This is a genomic window from Lachnoclostridium sp., from assembly GCF_031997925.1.
GTDB lineage: Bacteria > Bacillota > Clostridia > Lachnospirales > Lachnospiraceae > Lachnoclostridium.
Map to the genome: position 1 here is coordinate 46,070 of NZ_DAMADT010000009.1, position 17,906 is coordinate 63,975.

The window sequence follows — 17,906 nt, forward strand, 5'->3', positions numbered from 1 at the left end:
CCGTTATTGTAGCAAATCTGTAGAACTGCGTCGATGGTACTAAATTTAAGAGTTGGAACTGTACTTTCTGTGTAACTAGAAGGAATATAATAACCGTTCGACTTTGCTTGAGCAACGGTCATTAATGTTGCTGAACCTCCAAGAACTGCATCTGGCTTCATTTCATTCTCTAATGTGATACTATTATATTGTGTCTTAATCACACTTAATGTATTTGAATTTTGTAACTGACTTAAATTAACAGCAGCTCCAGAATTTTTTAATACATTTCCATAGGTGTTTAGTAAAGTTGAAGAACCAGAAGACCCTCCTGTCATTGTAAATGTAACTCGATTCACAACTGCTGAGTAGTTATTTGTTCCTTGTGCCATAATTCCAATACTGCTTACCTTTGCCGTACTATTCGGTGCAAAAGTACAGTCTGAGGTATTGGAATTAAAGTTATACACCACAGCCGCCTGATTGCCAGAGGTATCATAAAGTTTAAATGCAATCTGTCCGTTTGGGCTGGAAGCATTGAATGTCACACTAGTACACTGTGACATATCAAGTGTTTCTGGAAGTTTAAACTTAATTTCACGGTATTGACCAGTGAAATTAAATGTTCCTGATCCATTACTGATGGAATATGTAACCCCCCACGTAGATTGATAAGTCATCGAGTTAAAATCATAGGTCTTATTGACTGCTGCTTTTGCAATTGATGTCGGAATTGCCATGAACAACAGAAGAAATGTGATACTAATACCTAAAAACTTTTTTACCTTTCCGTTCATTTTTTGTAGCATAATTACCCCTCCATTAATAATTTATTAACAATGAAAGTACCTATAATGATCTTCCATTGCTTTAACAAAGCAGCCCCCGCGTATCTGCTGTGTTTCAAAATTATTTATACATTACTTGTAATCTTTTGTTTCGTAACATAAAAGCTTAATTATGAAATCTGCCATTTATGATAGTATTAGTGAAGAATGTTTTGGAAAACAAAACTCGTCTAATTCTTGTACAAAAAATTCCTTTTACAAATAAGTTTCTATATTACAAACGATTCTTAAAATATAGGGGTAATTATTTAATTGGGTTAATTATATAAAATTATGAAATCCTAAATAAGTTGTAATATCAACTCTATTTGGAAATTGGTGAACTATCGAATACTTAAACGACCTTACATCTAATCCATTGGTATTGCGGTCGCCTTATTTAAATTATCTTTACTAATTGGTATAATATGTATAATTCTTATGAGTAATTGTATCATGTGGAAATTTATCTAACAAGTATTTTTTAATATGAAAATAAACCATACAAGTTGTTTATAGGAATTAATAAACATGTATGGTTTATATATAATGAACGATATTCAGCGCAGTCTTAAAGTACTTTTCTATGGGGACTTCTCTGTGTACTTTTTTATTTGCACTCGCTAAAGGTACTTTTGATAATTACTTCTTATAATCACAAGCTATCCCAAAATATACTTCTTCTCTAATTCCTCTAATACCTTCAAATACTTATCCTGTACACCGTCCTTGGTAGCGCCTTCTTCCATTTCCTTGGTTCTCTGGTCAACAATAGTTCTACTTTCCTCTGTCAGATTTTTTGCTCCAAAAGTAAATACTACTTCGTTTTCTTTATCAATGTGACGATTGATTAAATAAGTATATGCAGTAGCATTTACTACAATATCTAATTTTGCGTCTTCACTATTGCTAGCTTCATATTCTTGTAATGCAGCTTCAAGCTCTCTCATATGAAGTCTTCCCAAGTCATGTTCTACTAACATTCCATTGGTAATCAGATTCTGCGCCAACTTACCGAGTTCCTTTTTCATATACTCAAAAAGAATATCTTCCTCTTTTTTATGATGATGCTTATCTGCATAATTACGAACAAACTCAAGCATTTGATAGAAGTCTTTTGTTACTAATTCTCCTCCACTAAAAACTTGTAAGCTTGCAGCTCTCATAACTTTTGCCATTCTTTTAATATTTTCATGTTCCTTTACTAAGATATCTACTCCATACATCGCTTATTTCCTCCTAATATGATAATTTCCTTCTTCATCTGCAACATATTCAAATGCTGTATTTGATAAAAGGCCTTGAACAAATTTAGTGCGAATTTCATAATAATTCATCACGAAACCACCTTGTTCCAACCAATAAATTTCATGAATACATCTTGTTCTTTTAAATTCAACCTCATCAGAGGAAGAGGATACAATCACATTTACATGATCGCATGGCATCCCGTCAAGTAACATATCATTTAGTAGCTTAAAGATATGTTCTGCACTTGTCATTTCCTCTTTCTGTTCAAAGGACATAAAAACATCTACGCCAACCTGATAAACACGTTCTAAGATTTGTTCCATTCGATCCGAATTTTCTTTTGTAATAGCAGTTACCACGTAGCTTAATCTATTTTCTACAATATGAATTCTCTCCTGTAGCCAGCCATGTATATTACCGGTATCAATCATATTTTCCAATGGTTGATTCTCTATAATTCCACATTGCATTACAGTCGAATCATCAAGCCCTTGAACAAATTCTTCCTCCTCATTTAGTGAAAGTATTTCATCCACAATTTTTTCTTGAAGCATAATCTTATTATATAACCAATAATGAATAGGTCCTAAAAATGCACTCATATTTATTTCTCCTCTTATAAGTTTCTATAGTTTTGCTTTCATAGCTTTACCTTCATAGTTTTGAATTCTTAGTATAACTTCTTATACTATTTATTCCTTTTATAACTATTTCTATTTATTTGACTTTTATTATTTACATAAAATAATTAAAAACTATAAATTCTAGCTATTAAATAGAGTTTCATTAAATCTAAGTTTTTATGTTTGATATATTTATATAATAAATTTAAAAGATTATCTGTTGTATTTCCAACAAAGTAGACTATTTTATTTTATAATTGGGTAAATAAGATTACGCCCATGCTGGGCGTAATCGAGAGGAATCTCACCTCAAACTTCTCACAGAACCGTACGTGAAAGTAGGTTATACTGTGATATGCCGATTCACATACTGATTTGTCGAAAAAGTTCTTGATCTTTAACACTTAGTGAATTATAGGTTTAGCTTATTCACTAGAATAGATCCAGTTATAGCTAATTCAGCTACCACAACAAAAATTATGAAAATATTTTCCAGGAGATGTTCTTTTTCTTTTGATTCATCTGCTCGTTACCTCTAAAGTAATAGCACAATCAACAATGTAAAAGAAGTAAAATTCCAAAAAAGGAACTCTCCAAATTATCCGGAGAGTTCCTTTTTTATGTTTGTTTGAAAGGTATGAGCAGATTTTTAAAAAATTATTCCTATTTTATTGATTTTGTTGTCCACTGCTTACTCCCAACTCTTCTACAATTCATTGATCCACATATCACCGAGTTGTTTATCCCAAGGATACAATCCACCACCATCGAACTCTACCTTGATGTATTTACAGTTTAGATTAGATGCTTTTGCATACATCCGTCTCCAATAAGAGCCGGTATCGACAGAACCTGAGTACTGTGCTGTAATCTCTGTATAATTCACTCCATCAATAGAACTGTAGAATCGAATCGGACTATTCGCTCCTCGAAAGTAATATAACTTTGCACAAAAAGTATCGAAGGTTTTATTTTCTCCTGCCTTGTAGGTAATAAATTCTTTGGAAGCTGAGGTTCGTCTAGCTCTGGAGCTATCTCCTTCCATACTTTGTGCATTATCCGCATCTAACATCCAGTTTACTGAATGAGAATCTGTTTTGCTCCAATCATTTAAGGAGTCATGTATGGTTGGTACAAACACACCATCACAATCAAAGCTAATCTTAGCCAAGTGTTTATCCCATTCTTGGTCTCCAAGATCAAACTCAATCTTTAAGTAATTCGTACCAGCTTGCAAAATTCCCTGTGGTCTGATTGTTGTTTTCTCCCAGTATCCACCTGTGATCTTTGGCCTTGATGCCTCATATCCCACAGGATTCCATGTTTCTCCATCAATAGAAGCATATAGTTTCATTCCTACAAATTGCTTATAGAAATAGATTTGTGCTTCAAAATCACGGATATTTTTAAAACAATAAGTTAGCGACTGTTCACTCTTTGCGGTTCTTCTTGCACGAGATGGATCTGCTTCAAATCCACCATAAGGATCATTTCCTTCTAACATCCATTCAGGAGTTGCAGAATAGATATACTTCCAATCATTTAACTCATCGGTAATCGTCCATACTCTCTGTTCTGGTCGAATTGAACCGTTGGTACCTGTAAATGTGACTACACTATAACCACCTAAGGATAACTGGAATGTACCGTTTTCAGAAATAATATCTTCATAGCGGGTCAAGTTTTCCTTATCATTGGAAATCGTCTGCGTGAGACTCCCTGCAGTACAACCGTCAAGAGAAAGGTCAAAAAGGTGATTGGTGTCTGTGTTATTCACCGCTATTACTACAAACTCACCCGTTAATGGATTCTTATAAGCACTAAAGTAAACTCCTTTTACCGGATTGTTATTGATTCCAATTCTTACATAACCAGGTTTTACGAATTTACTAAAGTTCCCCATCGTGTAAAGACGTTTGGCAGATACATAAGTACCATCTTGATATAACCGAATTAAACTCTCATTATTCGTTTTATAACTTGCACCTAACCAATACATAAATGCATTCGCACTGGCATCACTCATAAATCGATGAATTCGCTCTGCCCAAGCTACACCATCTTTGATATCATTCTTGTAGATACCAGTATCCGACACTTCTGTTTCCCATGTTCTTTTCCCTTTGCTTATTGCGGTGGTCAGTGGAGAGATCGAACCACTATACTGATGCCCACCTACAATATCAAGACGACTACAAGATGCCGGGTTATTGAGTGCATTTACCACCATTGCTTCTGACCATTCGCCTTTTTCTCCAACAATTACTTTGGCCGGAATGTTCTTTTCTGCAAATACTGGTGCCAGATGATTTTGTAAGAATTCCGTAAAATTCTCTGGTTTCCAAAGACAAGACTGCCACATTGCGGCATATTCTGGCTCATTAGCGATGGATACTGCATAAATATCAATGTCATAAAGTCGCTTGTATGCAGAGACATATTCTGCTAAGTATTCTGCAAATTTACGATAGCAGTCTTTTTTTAGATATCCGCCATTCGTGATCTTTCCGGTTGTCTTCATCCACGCAGGAGGACTCCAGACCGTACTAAAGATTTTATCAATGCCTCTTTTCTTTGCTTCATTGATTACCCAGAGTTCAGACACTGGTCTTTCATATACCCATACACCATCTTGTGGTTCAATGGTTGGCATATTCAGACCATTTCCTACTTCACAGCGAAGCATGGAAAGTCCGATTCCTTTGTCGTTAGAAAATAACAAATCCATAATGGTATCCCGTTGTGGAAACCCGTAAATCTGATCCCCATAGACATCACAGGCTTGAGACACTCCGAATCCGTCAATTTCTTGATACTGCTGATTCCAGTTCATCGTAATTTTGTTTGGAACCGCAGCTTTTGCAACCAATTCATTACTAAATGCCGTACCAGTTAGTAATGTTGTAACCAGTAAACCAGCTACAATCTTTGAGAAGTTCTTCAAAAATATCACCCCATTTCACTTTATTAGAGAATGTAAAGTCGTACAGCAACTTTATCTCCTCCTGTTATTCCTTAACCGCTCCACAGGTCATGCCATCCATAATCGTCCTTTGAAAGATTAAGTAGATAACCATTGTTGGCAGCAACACAAATAAAATGGCTGCTGAAAGTTTCCCCCAATCCATATTCCTTTGCCCTGCAAATTTCATCAATGCAGTTGACAAAGTAGTTAGTCTGCTAGAAGGCATATAAAGATATGGAATATACATATCATTGATGACTTCTACAAACTTAATAATTCCTAAAGTAGAGGAAGCTGGCAATAACATTGGAAATACAATCTTCCAGAAAATCTGTACAAAGGAAGCTCCGTCAATCATTGCTGCTTCTTCCAGTGAAAATGGTATCTTTTCTATATACTGAGCATAGATGTAAATCTGCATCATGTCTGTACCTATGTAAATTACGAGGGGTGCCATTAGGCTATTGTATAACCCCATTTTATTGATAATTTGAAAACGAGCAATTTCTGTTGTGTAAAATGGTAATACCATCGCAAACATAAACATGCCCATAATCAGTTTTTTGCATTTAAACTCATATCTGATTAAAACATATGCTGTCATTGTACCTAACAAAATATTAAATCCAACAGACAGTAAGGATAAGATCATGGAATTCTTAAACGCTGTTCCTATCTTTGCCTGATGATAAACTTTGACAAAGTTATCTACTCTAAGCGCTTCTGGCAGATCAAATGGATTCCCAAGTGCAATCTCCATTGATGTCTTAAAAGAAGCTAAGAGTAACATGGCAAGTGGAGCCAGCACAAGAAAGGCAATGATAAACATCATCAGATACATCAGTGCATGAGATACTCTTCTTCTCAATCCCGACTCCTCCTTGCCACGAATAAATTTTGTAACAGTGCAATCCCTAAGATAATAAACATTAATACCACTGCCATGGCGGATGCCATACCATACTGATCATATTTGAATGCGGTATCTATGGTATAAGTCGTGAAGGTAGACGAGGCAAATCCAGGACCGCCTTTGGTAATCAAGAACGGAATATCAAATACCTGTAGGGCACCTCTTGCATTTAAGAACAACACCATCTCAATGACTCTTCGTATACCAGGAATTGTAATATATCTTAGCTTTTGCAGTTCACTTGCACCATCGATTTCTGCTGCTTCATAATAGTCGGCAGGAACCGATAAGATACCAGCGATAAAAAGAATAACATGCTGTCCGCAATATCTCCAAAGAGATACGCCGATTAAGGAAAAATTAACAAGATATTTGTTACCAAGCCAATCCATTGCCATAAAATCCAAGCCGATTGCTTCAAAAAAGCTATTGATTGGACCTCCCACGGGACTGTAAAGATAAGAAAACATATAAGCAACAGCTACGCCGTTGATGATATATGGCATAAAGGTAACGGACTTGAAAAACCCACTTCCACGAAGCCTTTTACATAAGATAGAGGCAAATAATATTTCAAACGGAATCGCTAACAAATGGATAAAAAAATATAACATATTATTTGCTAATGCTAACCATACATTTTTTGAATTCGTAAAGATGGTATTGTAGTTTTTAAGACCTACATAATTGAGCTCCGAACTTATGCCATCCCAATCTGTGATACTGAGCTGAAACAACTTAAAGGTTGGATATATTAAAAATAGCAACAGCAGACAGATAGGAATGCAAAGAAATGCGAAGATAAAAATTTGTCTCTGAGTTTTAAAACTAGCACGCATACTTAAAATCCCATCCTTTGGCTATATTTTTTTACTTGATACCAAGTTCTGCTCTGGATGCCTTCCAAGCTGTATTCATCTCATTTAAGATATCTTCAAAGCTTTCTCCAGCAAGCATTCTCTGACCAATATTCTTGGTATCAAACTTGGTCTGGTTCACTAATTTAGAGTAGTTCTCATCGCCAGGATAATATAAGAATAAATCAGCCTTGTTGTTCTCACGGAATTCTTTGAATAATGGATTATCATTATCAATTCCTGCAACAGTGGAATTATTTAAAGTAGCTGTTAGATAACCAGAATAGACATCTTTACTAAAACTCCATTCAATAAATAATTTTGCTGCATCGATATTCTCGGAGTTTTTATTAATAGTTAAGAAGTTATCTGCCATAGTCATTAATCTGTTTGTTTCACCTTTATGTACCACTGGTAATGCAAAGAATCCTAAATCATCTGCATTTCCAACACGCTCTAAGTAGTTCGGTAAATACCACTGGCCAAGTAAAATCATTGCTGCTTTATTTGCTTCAAATAACTGCTGGCATTGGTCGCAACCCATACCAAGAGGATCCGTTCCCATAACATTCTCACGATATAACTCATCAATTATCTTGTAAGCTTCATAAAAACCGCTTCCAGCTTTAAATGGATCATCCTGTTTTGTAATGTTAGTGAGAATTTTTTCATCATTCCCTACAAGGTGTGGCATGAATTCATTGAATGGGTAAACTGGCCATACATCTTTTCCACCCATTGCAATTGGTATGTACTCGCTCTTTTCTTTGATTGTCTTCGTTGTTGCGATAAAATCTTCCCAAGTTTCAGGAATGGTTAAACCAAGCTCTTTAAACACTGATTTCTTATAGTATACAAACTCACTAAAGCTACGGAGTGGTAAACCATAAATCTTATCATCTTGTGTAAACTTTGATGCGAAGGTATTATTTTTTACCAGTGGATCATTTGCATCCCATTCTAATAAAAAGCTCTTAAAATCATTGATAAAGTCTGGCTTTAACTGGATTACATCAGGAAGCTGATTTGCTGATTGACGAATTTTTAAGTTTTTCATCATCTCATCAGTACCACCAAAGCACTCAATATCCACCGTGATGTTTGGATGTTCTTTCGTAAATTCAGCAGATTTTTCATCCCAGTAAGCATAATCCTGAGGATCAGCTAAGGCATAGGTAAGTACTACTTTCTTGTCACTATCTGCTTTCTGGCTAACTACATCTTTACTACACCCTGCAAATGCACTAACTACCATCATCGCCGATAATGCCACCCCAATTGTTTTCTTAAATTTCTTCATTTCTTCGTAACCTCCCTTTACTTAGTTGTAACAAGAAAATTCCTTCTCATTCGAAACTGTTTTGCTTTCCTCTTGTTTACACACTAATCATACTGCACAAAAATACTCCTGTTAATGATGTATTTTTGTACTTTATGATGTATTTTTAACTGGTATGATTTTTTTCCACTAGAACTTTTTTTCGTTTTCATGGACGTTCATGAATTCATTTCTAAAACTACTTGGGGACTTTCCTGTTATTTTTTTAAACATTCTACTAAAGTGCTCCTGATTTTCGTAACCTACATGTTTTCCAATATCACCGATAGGTTCATTGGTTTCCTCCATGAGTTTTTTTGCTAATTTAATCCGAAGCCCTGTGAGATAATTAATGAAACTCTCTCCGATCTGTTCTGTAAATAATCTGCTTAGATAGGATTCACTGACTTCACAATAATCACTGACCTGCCGTAAACTAATGCCCTCTGTGTAGTGTTTATTGATGTATTTCATTGCATTCTTTAATTTATAGTTTTGTGTTGTTTTTCCTTGATTCAGGCGATCATAAATATCCTGAACAAGACTACGAAACCATTGATTCATCTCATCAAGGGTCTCAAATGCTGATAGTTCTTTATAAAAATCTATCTTTTCCTCAAATAATTCACTGATTTTAATTCCTTTTTGACCAAGTTCGCTCACTAACTCATACATAATTCCGCTATAAAAGGATACTGCTTTTGCCGTACTCAATAAGCAGAGTTCTTTGACTCTCTTTTCAAATTCGAGCAGCAATTCTTTTAGTTTTTCTTTCGTATCCTCAGACAAAGATACAACAATATCATGTAATAAAGCTCTATCAAATTCATCATAATCTTTGGATATCTGAGTTCTTTCGTTCTCTCCTAAAATCCGACCAGTACCATAAACCATGCGAAGCTGTGCTGTCTCCAATGCCTGTGCATAGAGTTTTTTTACATGATGAAACCCATCTGTCACAGAACTGACCCCACAACTAACAGAAAGATTAAAATACTGTCTAAAACAGCAAGAGATATTGGTTAAGATACTTTGAATTTTATACTGGATGGCCTGTTGGCTTACCTCCTTTGGAAAACTCATCAGATAGACAAATGATTTTGGATTTAGGCTAACAATCTCTCCCAGTTGATACTCCTGCGTTTTTTGCTCTAACATGGTACTGATACGCTTTTGCATATTTAGTAGGACCACTTCATCATGCCGTTCTTCTAGTAACTGATAATGGTCGATTAATATGCACGCAACTACTAAGTTCTTCTCCGATAATTTTAGTTTGGATGCTTTCATTCGTTCCTTTAAATCTATGGTTACCTCTTTTAATAAAAGTTCTTCTATTAATTGTGCTTGCTCCACTCGGTAAGAAATATGCTGACGTTCTTTTTGGACAGCACGATTTTTCAAATTTTCCTTACACTTTTGAAATAGGTTTAACATTTTTTCTACGCTTACTTCATTCTTCATCACGTAATCGATTGCGCCAAGGGTAAACGCCTCTCTGACAAAGTGAAAATCATTATACGCACTCAACATCAAAATCTGAGGCTCTAAATTTTTCTCCTTCATTTCCCTAATTAGTGTAATTCCATCCATTCCTGGCATACTAATATCCACAAGGACGATATCGAATTCCTTCTGTTCTAGAATTTTAAGTGCCTCAGTGCCATCTGATGCTTCTCCAGTAATTTCATAACCATGCCTTTCCCAATCCGTAAGTGCCTTCATCTTTAGACGTACCAATGGTTCATCATCTACCAACAGAATATGAAACATATGTAATCCTCCCTTTTTGCCTATGACAACTTAAATACAATATGGTAGCTTTGCTATTACTTTTACCCCTTCTCCTTCTTTGCTGAGAATCGAGATTCCATATTGTTCCCCATAATTTAATTGTAGACGTCGATGAATATTAAAGATACCTATTCGATTAAACCCATCCTTTGGCAAGGAACTAGCGAGTAGTTCATTGATTTGCTCTTGTGCCATACCAACTCCATCATCCTCTACAGATATCATTAAGGTATCTTCCTTAACCTTTGCAATTACAAGAATATGAAGCACACTAAACGCATCCTTTAATCCATGTATAATTGCATTTTCAAGAATTGGTTGCACAAGCATCTTTGGTAGAAGGGCGTTCTCTGCTCCTTCTTCGATTCGGTAAGTAACTTCAAACCGACCAGGATAACGAAAGCTCATAATCGCTTCGTAATTTCGTAGCAAATCAAAACTTTGTTCTACTGTATTTAACGAACCACTCTTTTCCAGGGTGTTGTAAAGGAGTTTTGTCAGGGATGAACTCATGACGGTAACATTATCCGCTCCACAATTTTCTGCGATTGTTGTGATACTATTTAAGGTATTAAATAAAAAATGAGGATTGATCTGATACTGTAGGCTTTGAAGTTCTAGATAAACCTTTTCTTTTTCCTTCGTTTCCACTGCACAAAGGAGACTCTTTAGTCTCTCCACCATCTGGAAGAAGGACTGATTTAAACGATCAATTTCACTCTTTCCTCTGGATGGCGCTGGTAAATCAAACTCTCCTTTTTCCACTCGATGTGTTTGTCTAATTAAGTTTCTAACTGGACGCATGACCATCCCAATGGTACTTCCAAAGAAGACAAGAAAGAAAATCAGAGATAAAATCAGAAACACAACTAAAAAGTACGTTGATGCATGTTCTAATTTTCCTGTAATTTTTTTATATGGGACAGAGACGATTACCTTCCAATTGAGATTAGGAACCGTTTGATAAGAAAGCAACAGCTCTTTTCCATTGTCGTTACATTTTTGGTATCCTGACACTTGCTCTGTAGACTCAATGAGATGTGCTGCACTATTCCCATTCGTGTATACCACATTATTCGTTTGTGTTATGACGTCTAATGCCCAATCCTCTGGCAACCTTAGTTCTGAATATGCTCTTCTTAGTACGGACGGATTGAAAGCAAAATAGACCATTTCGATTTGGTTGTCTCCTTTTAACTCAGAGACAGCAGCAAATGAAATTACTTTCGATGTTTTTGGGATTTTAAAGAGAAAATTATCAACGGTATTCAAAGGGATTACTATATTTTGCTGTCCGCTTTCTAAAATGTCTTGATACCAATCGAGAGAACGAATTTCTTGATCTGTAATTTTTGGGGGATTTTTATAATAGTAGTAGCCACCATCTTTATAGCTAAACAATACACCGATTAAGTCAGTGGTATAGTTAAAATAACTTGCCAGTTTTTCTTCTAGCTGTTGTTGTAGACGGAGTTTATCTTTCGTATTCTTAATGTGTGGCATTTTACTTACCTTGTTCATGATGTCACTATCATTAATGATGGTTCCCGCAGTATGTACGTAAGGTCTTGTTGTTGCATTGATATGGTTCGAAATTTGTGAAGTCATATGCATCGTAGTTTCGATATTATCCTTGACTAAGATATCCTCCATATAACCAGCCAATGTTTTTTCTCCAAAAATAACAGGTATCAGAATAAAGATAATATAAATGGTTAGATATTTGATCAGTATGCTGTGTCTTAAGTCTTTCATGTGCCCTCTCCTTCACCCTATCGACTATCGTAATCTTCTTAAAATAAAATAATCAATAACACTACGAACAGACATTGCGTATTTCTCCCCAACGAAAGACACAATGCCTGCTATTTCATAACCTCTTAAACTGTCCTAACAATTCCGTCAACGTCCAGTCACTCCATAAATCTCTGTCATTTCCTTTGGGTGTTCCTTCCCAAATAATAGTCCTGAGAGTTCTTTGGTTCATTCCGAAAGATCTGCAGTTGGATCATAATAAAGCTTCGCCAAGAAATTTATCTTATATTTTACCTTTTTTTAACATTTTAACATGTTTACTGTCACATTCCAATAAGCTTCAACTACAAAATGACCGTTCTGCGAACGAAATTTTGGCTTCTCAGACCATTTATACTATAGAGCAACAGGTTAGTTTAGCAGAAAATATGGATTGTTTGAGTTGGCTCCCATTGTCTTTCAGATATGTTAGAAGTTGATCTACTCCCATCTTGTCGACGCCATGGCTTCCTTTGTTCTTCTTCACCCTTTTATAGGCTTCGTTTAGGTTATCATTGCTGATAATCCTCTCAAGCATTTCATACTGATACTTACTTTGGTCGTTCTGTCCGTTTTACTTTAACCCACGAGATTGCTCCCATGCTGGGCGCACCTAAAAAAGAGTAAGTACAAGCTTTTTAACTTATACTTACTCTTCAAAATATCAAATCTCATTAATTTTCTCTAATAACTAGCAATTTATATCTTGCAATTTATGTCTTGTATTTGTGAACAACCCATCATTGAAAGCCAATAGTATTGCACGCACTTTAGTTCAATCGGTGTTAGAAATTATATTCGAGCAGTTTCTTAATTTCCAAAGCAATCGATATGATCCATCTTTCTCGGTACTACCATCTGCATTAACAATCCAGTTTCATCAGTCATTGGGCTTTCTGGAATCACTGTATATTCGCCCTCATTAACAAGATTTGCAGAGACTGCAAGACAAATTGCATCAATAATATCATCCATATTACATTTAAATTCTTTTGCACATAACTTAATTTTTTCAAAGCTTATCTCTTCTATGAACTTCGATAGTATACGGATTCTCTCCTCTACCCCATCTATGTCCGCTTTCTTTGATAATACGGTACTACCGTTTAATCTTGAAAAGCAAACTTCTGGATGGCTTTCTTTAATTAAGTTCTTATACTGACTATTTTCTTGAAGATAGCTGTCAACCTCACGCATTTTTGGTATAATTCCAACCGTTAATGGAGTGAATTTTTTCCCTAATATTCTTACATTCTCATCGTAAGCATTAGCCACGTTCTCAGCATAGACAGCTTGTCTGCATGGTACCGAAAAAATCGTTGATGACCTTTCCTTAATCATCCTTCTAGCTTCGGCATCTGGTCTAATCTGCTCACTTGTACTAGGTAAACCGATCACCATATCAATTAAAAATTCATCAAATGTTCCATAGTTTAATACTATGTCCTCAAGGTTCGTGTATTTTTCTAAGAGTAACTTACCATGACTTATTATGGCTGTAATCCACCCACCTTTACATCCATCTACTCCAATACATATACTTTTAAGATTGATCTTTCTACCACTATCCTTAATCTCGGGAATCCTAGATTTACCGACACCATAGAGTTTTACTTGTTCGACCATATGACCAATATTTCCTTCTCCTGCAAATCTACTACTGTCAAAAAAATCGTTCTTCATATCCAACCATTCTAGCGGATGATCTTCTTCCTGTAAAATAACTTCTCCTTGTAAATGTCCAACATATACCTCAACATAACAATCCTGATTGTAATAGGTGAAGTCCATCATATGATGAAGTGTAATAATATTGTGAGAAATCCCGGTTTCTTCATATAACTCACGATATGCAGCATCAAATCCATCTTCTCCTAGTTCAATTTTACCACCTACAAGATTGTAGAGTCCTAGGTAGGGATCTTTTCTTCTTTTACAGAATAGTAAATTGCCATTCTGATGAAATACCATAATACAGTTGTAACCTTGCATAATCCCTCCAAGGATATCGTTTTTCCTATATTTTTGCAAACACTTGCTTACTTATGTTTTTGTAAAGCCAAAGCGGATAATAGCAATCCGCTACGTTAATTGCTCATAACCTTGTTAACTCAAGCCTTTCTTAACAGCTGAATATGCAAGTCTTTTCCCTTTTTTCTAACATTTGCTTTATCCACCATAGCCCCAACTAAATGAAGTTCATCACCAGAATCATCTTCTCCAACTAACTGCCAATAATAGCCTTCGATTTCATACTGACGTCCATTATTTAAATTATGTTTGATTTTCTGGATAAACTCTTCTCCATAATTGCATTCATATTGAATTATGATAATCTCTGTGTTCTGCTCATTTTGAGAAACTTTTGTATTAACTTTTATATCTATGTTTTCTGCTCCATTTAAAAGGAACAAAGTTAATATCTCGCTTACAATCTGAGCTATCTTCTTTGCTTCATGTCTCATCTATTTCTCTCCTTATGAAATGCATCTAGTACCGGAATCATAACTCCTGCAACCAATCCACCTGAGAATCCATTGTTATATAGATTTATACCTCCATGTATCACTCCGACATTTGTTACAAGAATCATATGAAGAGCACCTGCTATGAAACCAATAATAGGTCCGTACGTGCCAGCAATTGGTGCTAGTGTAGTTGAAAATAAAACCGATATAATAATCCCTGTGGTAGATAGGTCATTTCCAAATAATAATGCAGTTATAATTACTCCAATCATAACTGGTAGACAATTCTTAATATGCTTACCAAATGCACCAAATCCAACTACAGTGAAAATACCTGCTAAAACTGGGCCATTTACAACACCACCAATTAGTAATACATAGATTAAGCTAAGTAATCCAAGTAACGCCATGTTTAGTAATGTTACTCCAAAACCTACGAGGTGCGTAAAATCCGTAATCAGTCTTCCCTTATATTGTAGTATTTTCCTATAATCCATTATAGCACGTCTATTGAAATAAATACCAGTACAGAAAAGGCCAAGAAATAAGAACAATAATAGTATGATAATAACCAGATGATTTTTCTCTGAGATGATATTTACTGGTTCAATCGTAATACCGAAGCTTCTAAGTACACTTGCTAATACGGTACCTAATATTCCAGATGTAAAACCAATATTATAAAGATTATATCCATCATGAAATTTGAGCATATGCGAGGATAGAGGTACAATAATAAATCCAATGAATAAACCAACGCATACCGCAACTGTAATAGCCCAAAATGGCTGTAGCAAACCCGAAAAACTAATTTCACTAACCATTGGTGCTAATGCAGTACCAAACATTATTGCAATAATAATATCTTTAAAAGAAATTTTCTTATATAAAGAATAGAAATAACCACCGAAATAAATTGGAATAATATTATATAGATTTTTTCCAAAGAAGGAAAAGCCGATAACTGTAAAGAATGCTGCGATTAAAATACCATTCAACTTTAGTCGAAAATGGCGCATAATAAAGATATTTAAGAGACCAACTAGACCAACATTAATAAATGCTGCTTCAATTCCACCTACTTGTATGAAATCTGTAACTAAGATGGTTGGTGTAAGTACAATATTGATAAACCCGTATAATACCGAGTGAAAGCTTCCATTATAAATGCCATAAATTATACCAACGAATAGAAACAAAATGGGGATTGCAGATAATAAGCTAAGTTTTTTACTACGTCCTATGTCTTTTTCATCTACCTTGTTAAACTCCAAAGATTAACCTCCTCATATTTTTATTGATTTTTTGTAATAATATTTTACAAGAATAGTATGCTATTTGACAATAATTTTTTTCAGGTAAATTTTTCTTCATACTAATTACAGCAAAATGTGATAAAATTTCATCATATTTTATGTGTACTAAAAGTATTTTAATTTTGTGATTTCATCACAGAAATGCATGTACTAAATTGGTTATAATCACTTTCTAATAACGAAGGAAAGTAACAAAAGAAGGGTGGTCAAAGTTATGGCAAACGTAATTATCATTGGAAATGGTCCAGCAGGCATTTCTACAGCTTTATATACAATCAGAGCAGGAATTGAAACAACTATCATAGGTAAAGATTTTGGTGCATTAGGAAAAGCGCATGAGATTGAAAATTATTATGGATTTAGTCAGCCTATCTCTGGTGAGGATTTAGTAAAAGAAGGGATTGAAGGAGCAAAAAGACTTGGAGTGAACTTCATCTCAGATGAAGTGCTTGGTATTTCTTATACTGATCAATTAGTAGTAAAAACAAAGAATGAAGATTACACTGCAAAAAGTGTTGTTATCGCGACAGGAACCACTCGCAATGCACCTAAGATTAAGGGATTAAAAGATTTAGAAGGACATGGTGTTAGTTACTGTGCTGTCTGTGATGCCTTCTTTTATAGAGGAAAAGATGTTGCTGTGTTAGGTGATGGAGAATATGCACTTCATGAAGCTTTGGAGTTATTACAAACTTCAAACACAGTTACTCTCTTAACCAATGGTAAAACACCAGCAATTGAAATCCCAGATTCCATAAAAGTAAATACTACTCCTATTGAGTCACTAGAAGGTGAAGAAGCGTTAGAAGCTGTTCTCTTTCAAGATGGAAGCAAACTTTCTATATCCGGGTTATTTGTTGCAGTTGGTGTTGCTGGAAGTACTGATTTAGCTAAAAAAATTGGTGCTATTACAGAAAGGAATAAGATCTTAGTCGATGATACTATGGCTACAAATATACCTGGTCTATATGCAGCAGGTGATTGTACCGGTGGCTTATTACAAATATCAAAAGCTGTTTATGATGGTGCTAAGGCTGGAACATCAATTATTAAGTATCTTAGAAATTCCATTAGATAGCCTAATGCTTTGTATACAACTGCTATCTAGTTTTATAACAAGGAAAAGTACGCTTAGCGAACTTTTCCTTGTCATTTATAAAGTATTCGTGTAACAATGATTCGTTTTTGTTAAGTCAAAGCGGATATTCGCAATCCGCTTACGCTACCAGCTCTACCTCATTGCCACTACGTGGCATTTTAAAACAGGCAAGTCCTTACCCCCGCTTACAGAAGCGGAGGACTTCCCTAATGAGGTTAATTTCTTACACTAATAATGCTTTCATTACACCATAGTAGCATTCACATACTTTTGTAAGTTGCTCAACTTCAATATATTCATCAACAGTATGAGCTAAATTCTCTGGAGAAGGTCCGATGCCTAATGTCTTAATCCCTGCTTCTCCTGCATAATGAGAACCATTAGTACAGAAATTGTACTGTGTAATCTCTGGATTGAATCCTGCGTTGTTAAGCTCTTTCACAACTGCCTGAACCCATGCTTCGTCTTTATCATATAACCAGCCAGGGAAGAATCTCTCGCCTTCGATCTTGTTTCCGGTATAGCACATTTCTTCGCCTACTGCATAGGAAACTTTAGCCTTTAATTCAGGATCTTCTGCCATTAATTTGTCTAATAACTCTCTAATTGGTGCAAGGACAGATTCCTTCGTCTCACCAACTAATAAACGACGATCATAAGTTGCGCGGCAATATTCAGGAACTACAGAAGCTCCAGGATATG

Annotated in this window: 13 protein-coding genes and 1 pseudogene; 1 reads left to right on the plus strand and 13 read right to left on the minus strand. The window is 35.3% G+C overall.

The genetic code is table 11. The annotated features are described in order from the left end of the window. The 12 genes from RTP52_RS08170 to RTP52_RS08225 form a co-directional block, all read right to left on the minus strand. Positions 1–788 (minus strand): endo-1,4-beta-xylanase (locus tag RTP52_RS08170; protein ID WP_312370428.1); only part of this gene is annotated, 788 nt, incomplete at its 3' end. A gap of 680 nt (positions 789–1,468) precedes the next feature. Next, positions 1,469–2,032 (minus strand): hemerythrin domain-containing protein, encoded by a 564-nt coding sequence (locus RTP52_RS08175; protein WP_312370430.1) that lies wholly within the window; start codon positions 2,030–2,032, stop codon positions 1,469–1,471. A gap of 3 nt (positions 2,033–2,035) precedes the next feature. Next, positions 2,036–2,659: a hypothetical protein gene (locus tag RTP52_RS08180; RefSeq protein WP_312370432.1), complete on the minus strand. Its 624-nt coding sequence runs from the start codon at positions 2,657–2,659 to the stop codon at positions 2,036–2,038. A gap of 727 nt (positions 2,660–3,386) precedes the next feature. Next, entirely contained in the window at positions 3,387–5,624 is a 2,238-nt protein-coding gene (locus tag RTP52_RS08185; RefSeq protein ID WP_312370435.1) for a glycoside hydrolase family 30 protein, read from the minus strand. A gap of 64 nt (positions 5,625–5,688) precedes the next feature. After that, positions 5,689–6,513: a carbohydrate ABC transporter permease gene (locus RTP52_RS08190; RefSeq protein WP_312370437.1), complete on the minus strand. Its 825-nt coding sequence runs from the start codon at positions 6,511–6,513 to the stop codon at positions 5,689–5,691. Then, entirely contained in the window at positions 6,510–7,397 is an 888-nt protein-coding gene (locus RTP52_RS08195; protein WP_312370439.1) for a carbohydrate ABC transporter permease, read from the minus strand. Before RTP52_RS08195 ends, RTP52_RS08190 begins: the two co-directional genes overlap by 4 nt. Positions 7,398–7,428: 31 nt before the next feature. Further along, a complete protein-coding gene (locus RTP52_RS08200) occupies positions 7,429–8,715 on the minus strand; it encodes an ABC transporter substrate-binding protein (protein WP_312370441.1) in 1,287 nt (428 codons plus the stop codon). 168 nt (positions 8,716–8,883) lie between these two features. Next, positions 8,884–10,506 carry a response regulator transcription factor gene (locus RTP52_RS08205; protein WP_312370443.1) on the minus strand — a complete coding sequence of 541 codons (1,623 nt, stop codon included), beginning with the start codon at positions 10,504–10,506 and terminating at the stop codon, positions 8,884–8,886. 30 nt (positions 10,507–10,536) lie between these two features. Then, a complete protein-coding gene (locus tag RTP52_RS08210) occupies positions 10,537–12,282 on the minus strand; it encodes a sensor histidine kinase (protein ID WP_312370445.1) in 1,746 nt (581 codons plus the stop codon). Positions 12,283–13,131: 849 nt separating this feature from the next. After that, positions 13,132–14,313, minus strand: a complete 1,182-nt coding sequence (locus RTP52_RS08215; RefSeq protein WP_312370446.1) for a DUF429 domain-containing protein — start codon at positions 14,311–14,313, stop codon at positions 13,132–13,134. 119 nt (positions 14,314–14,432) lie between these two features. Continuing rightward, positions 14,433–14,786 carry a hypothetical protein gene (locus RTP52_RS08220; protein ID WP_312103996.1) on the minus strand — a complete coding sequence of 118 codons (354 nt, stop codon included), beginning with the start codon at positions 14,784–14,786 and terminating at the stop codon, positions 14,433–14,435. Next, the gene (locus tag RTP52_RS08225; RefSeq protein ID WP_312370449.1) at positions 14,783–16,063 is read right to left on the minus strand and encodes a DUF1576 domain-containing protein; all 1,281 of its coding nucleotides are present in this window, start codon (positions 16,061–16,063) and stop codon (positions 14,783–14,785) included. Before RTP52_RS08225 ends, RTP52_RS08220 begins: the two co-directional genes overlap by 4 nt. Positions 16,064–16,319: 256 nt before the next feature. Between RTP52_RS08225 and RTP52_RS08230 the strand changes: the two genes are divergently transcribed. Further along, positions 16,320–17,183, plus strand: coding sequence for an NAD(P)/FAD-dependent oxidoreductase (locus RTP52_RS08230; RefSeq protein WP_312370452.1), 864 nt, complete (start codon positions 16,320–16,322; stop codon positions 17,181–17,183). A 250-nt stretch (positions 17,184–17,433) separates the two neighbouring features. Here RTP52_RS08230 and RTP52_RS08235 read toward each other — a convergent pair. Then, positions 17,434–17,906 (minus strand): annotated as a pseudogene (locus RTP52_RS08235) (M20/M25/M40 family metallo-hydrolase); the annotation flags it as partial.

Bases quoted from the DNA above. Each gene is read 5' to 3' on its own strand.
- RTP52_RS08175 (WP_312370430.1), bottom strand. From the start codon at position 2,032: ATGTATGGAGTAGATATCTTAGTAAAGGAACATGAAAATATTAAAAGA.
- RTP52_RS08215 (WP_312370446.1), bottom strand. From the start codon at position 14,313: ATGCAAGGTTACAACTGTATTATGGTATTTCATCAGAATGGCAATTTA.
- RTP52_RS08220 (WP_312103996.1), bottom strand. From the start codon at position 14,786: ATGAGACATGAAGCAAAGAAGATAGCTCAGATTGTAAGCGAGATATTA.
- RTP52_RS08210 (WP_312370445.1), bottom strand. From the start codon at position 12,282: ATGAAAGACTTAAGACACAGCATACTGATCAAATATCTAACCATTTAT.
- RTP52_RS08205 (WP_312370443.1), bottom strand. From the start codon at position 10,506: ATGTTTCATATTCTGTTGGTAGATGATGAACCATTGGTACGTCTAAAG.
- RTP52_RS08230 (WP_312370452.1), top strand. From the start codon at position 16,320: ATGGCAAACGTAATTATCATTGGAAATGGTCCAGCAGGCATTTCTACA.
- RTP52_RS08180 (WP_312370432.1), bottom strand. From the start codon at position 2,659: ATGAGTGCATTTTTAGGACCTATTCATTATTGGTTATATAATAAGATT.
- RTP52_RS08195 (WP_312370439.1), bottom strand. From the start codon at position 7,397: ATGCGTGCTAGTTTTAAAACTCAGAGACAAATTTTTATCTTCGCATTT.
- RTP52_RS08200 (WP_312370441.1), bottom strand. From the start codon at position 8,715: ATGAAGAAATTTAAGAAAACAATTGGGGTGGCATTATCGGCGATGATG.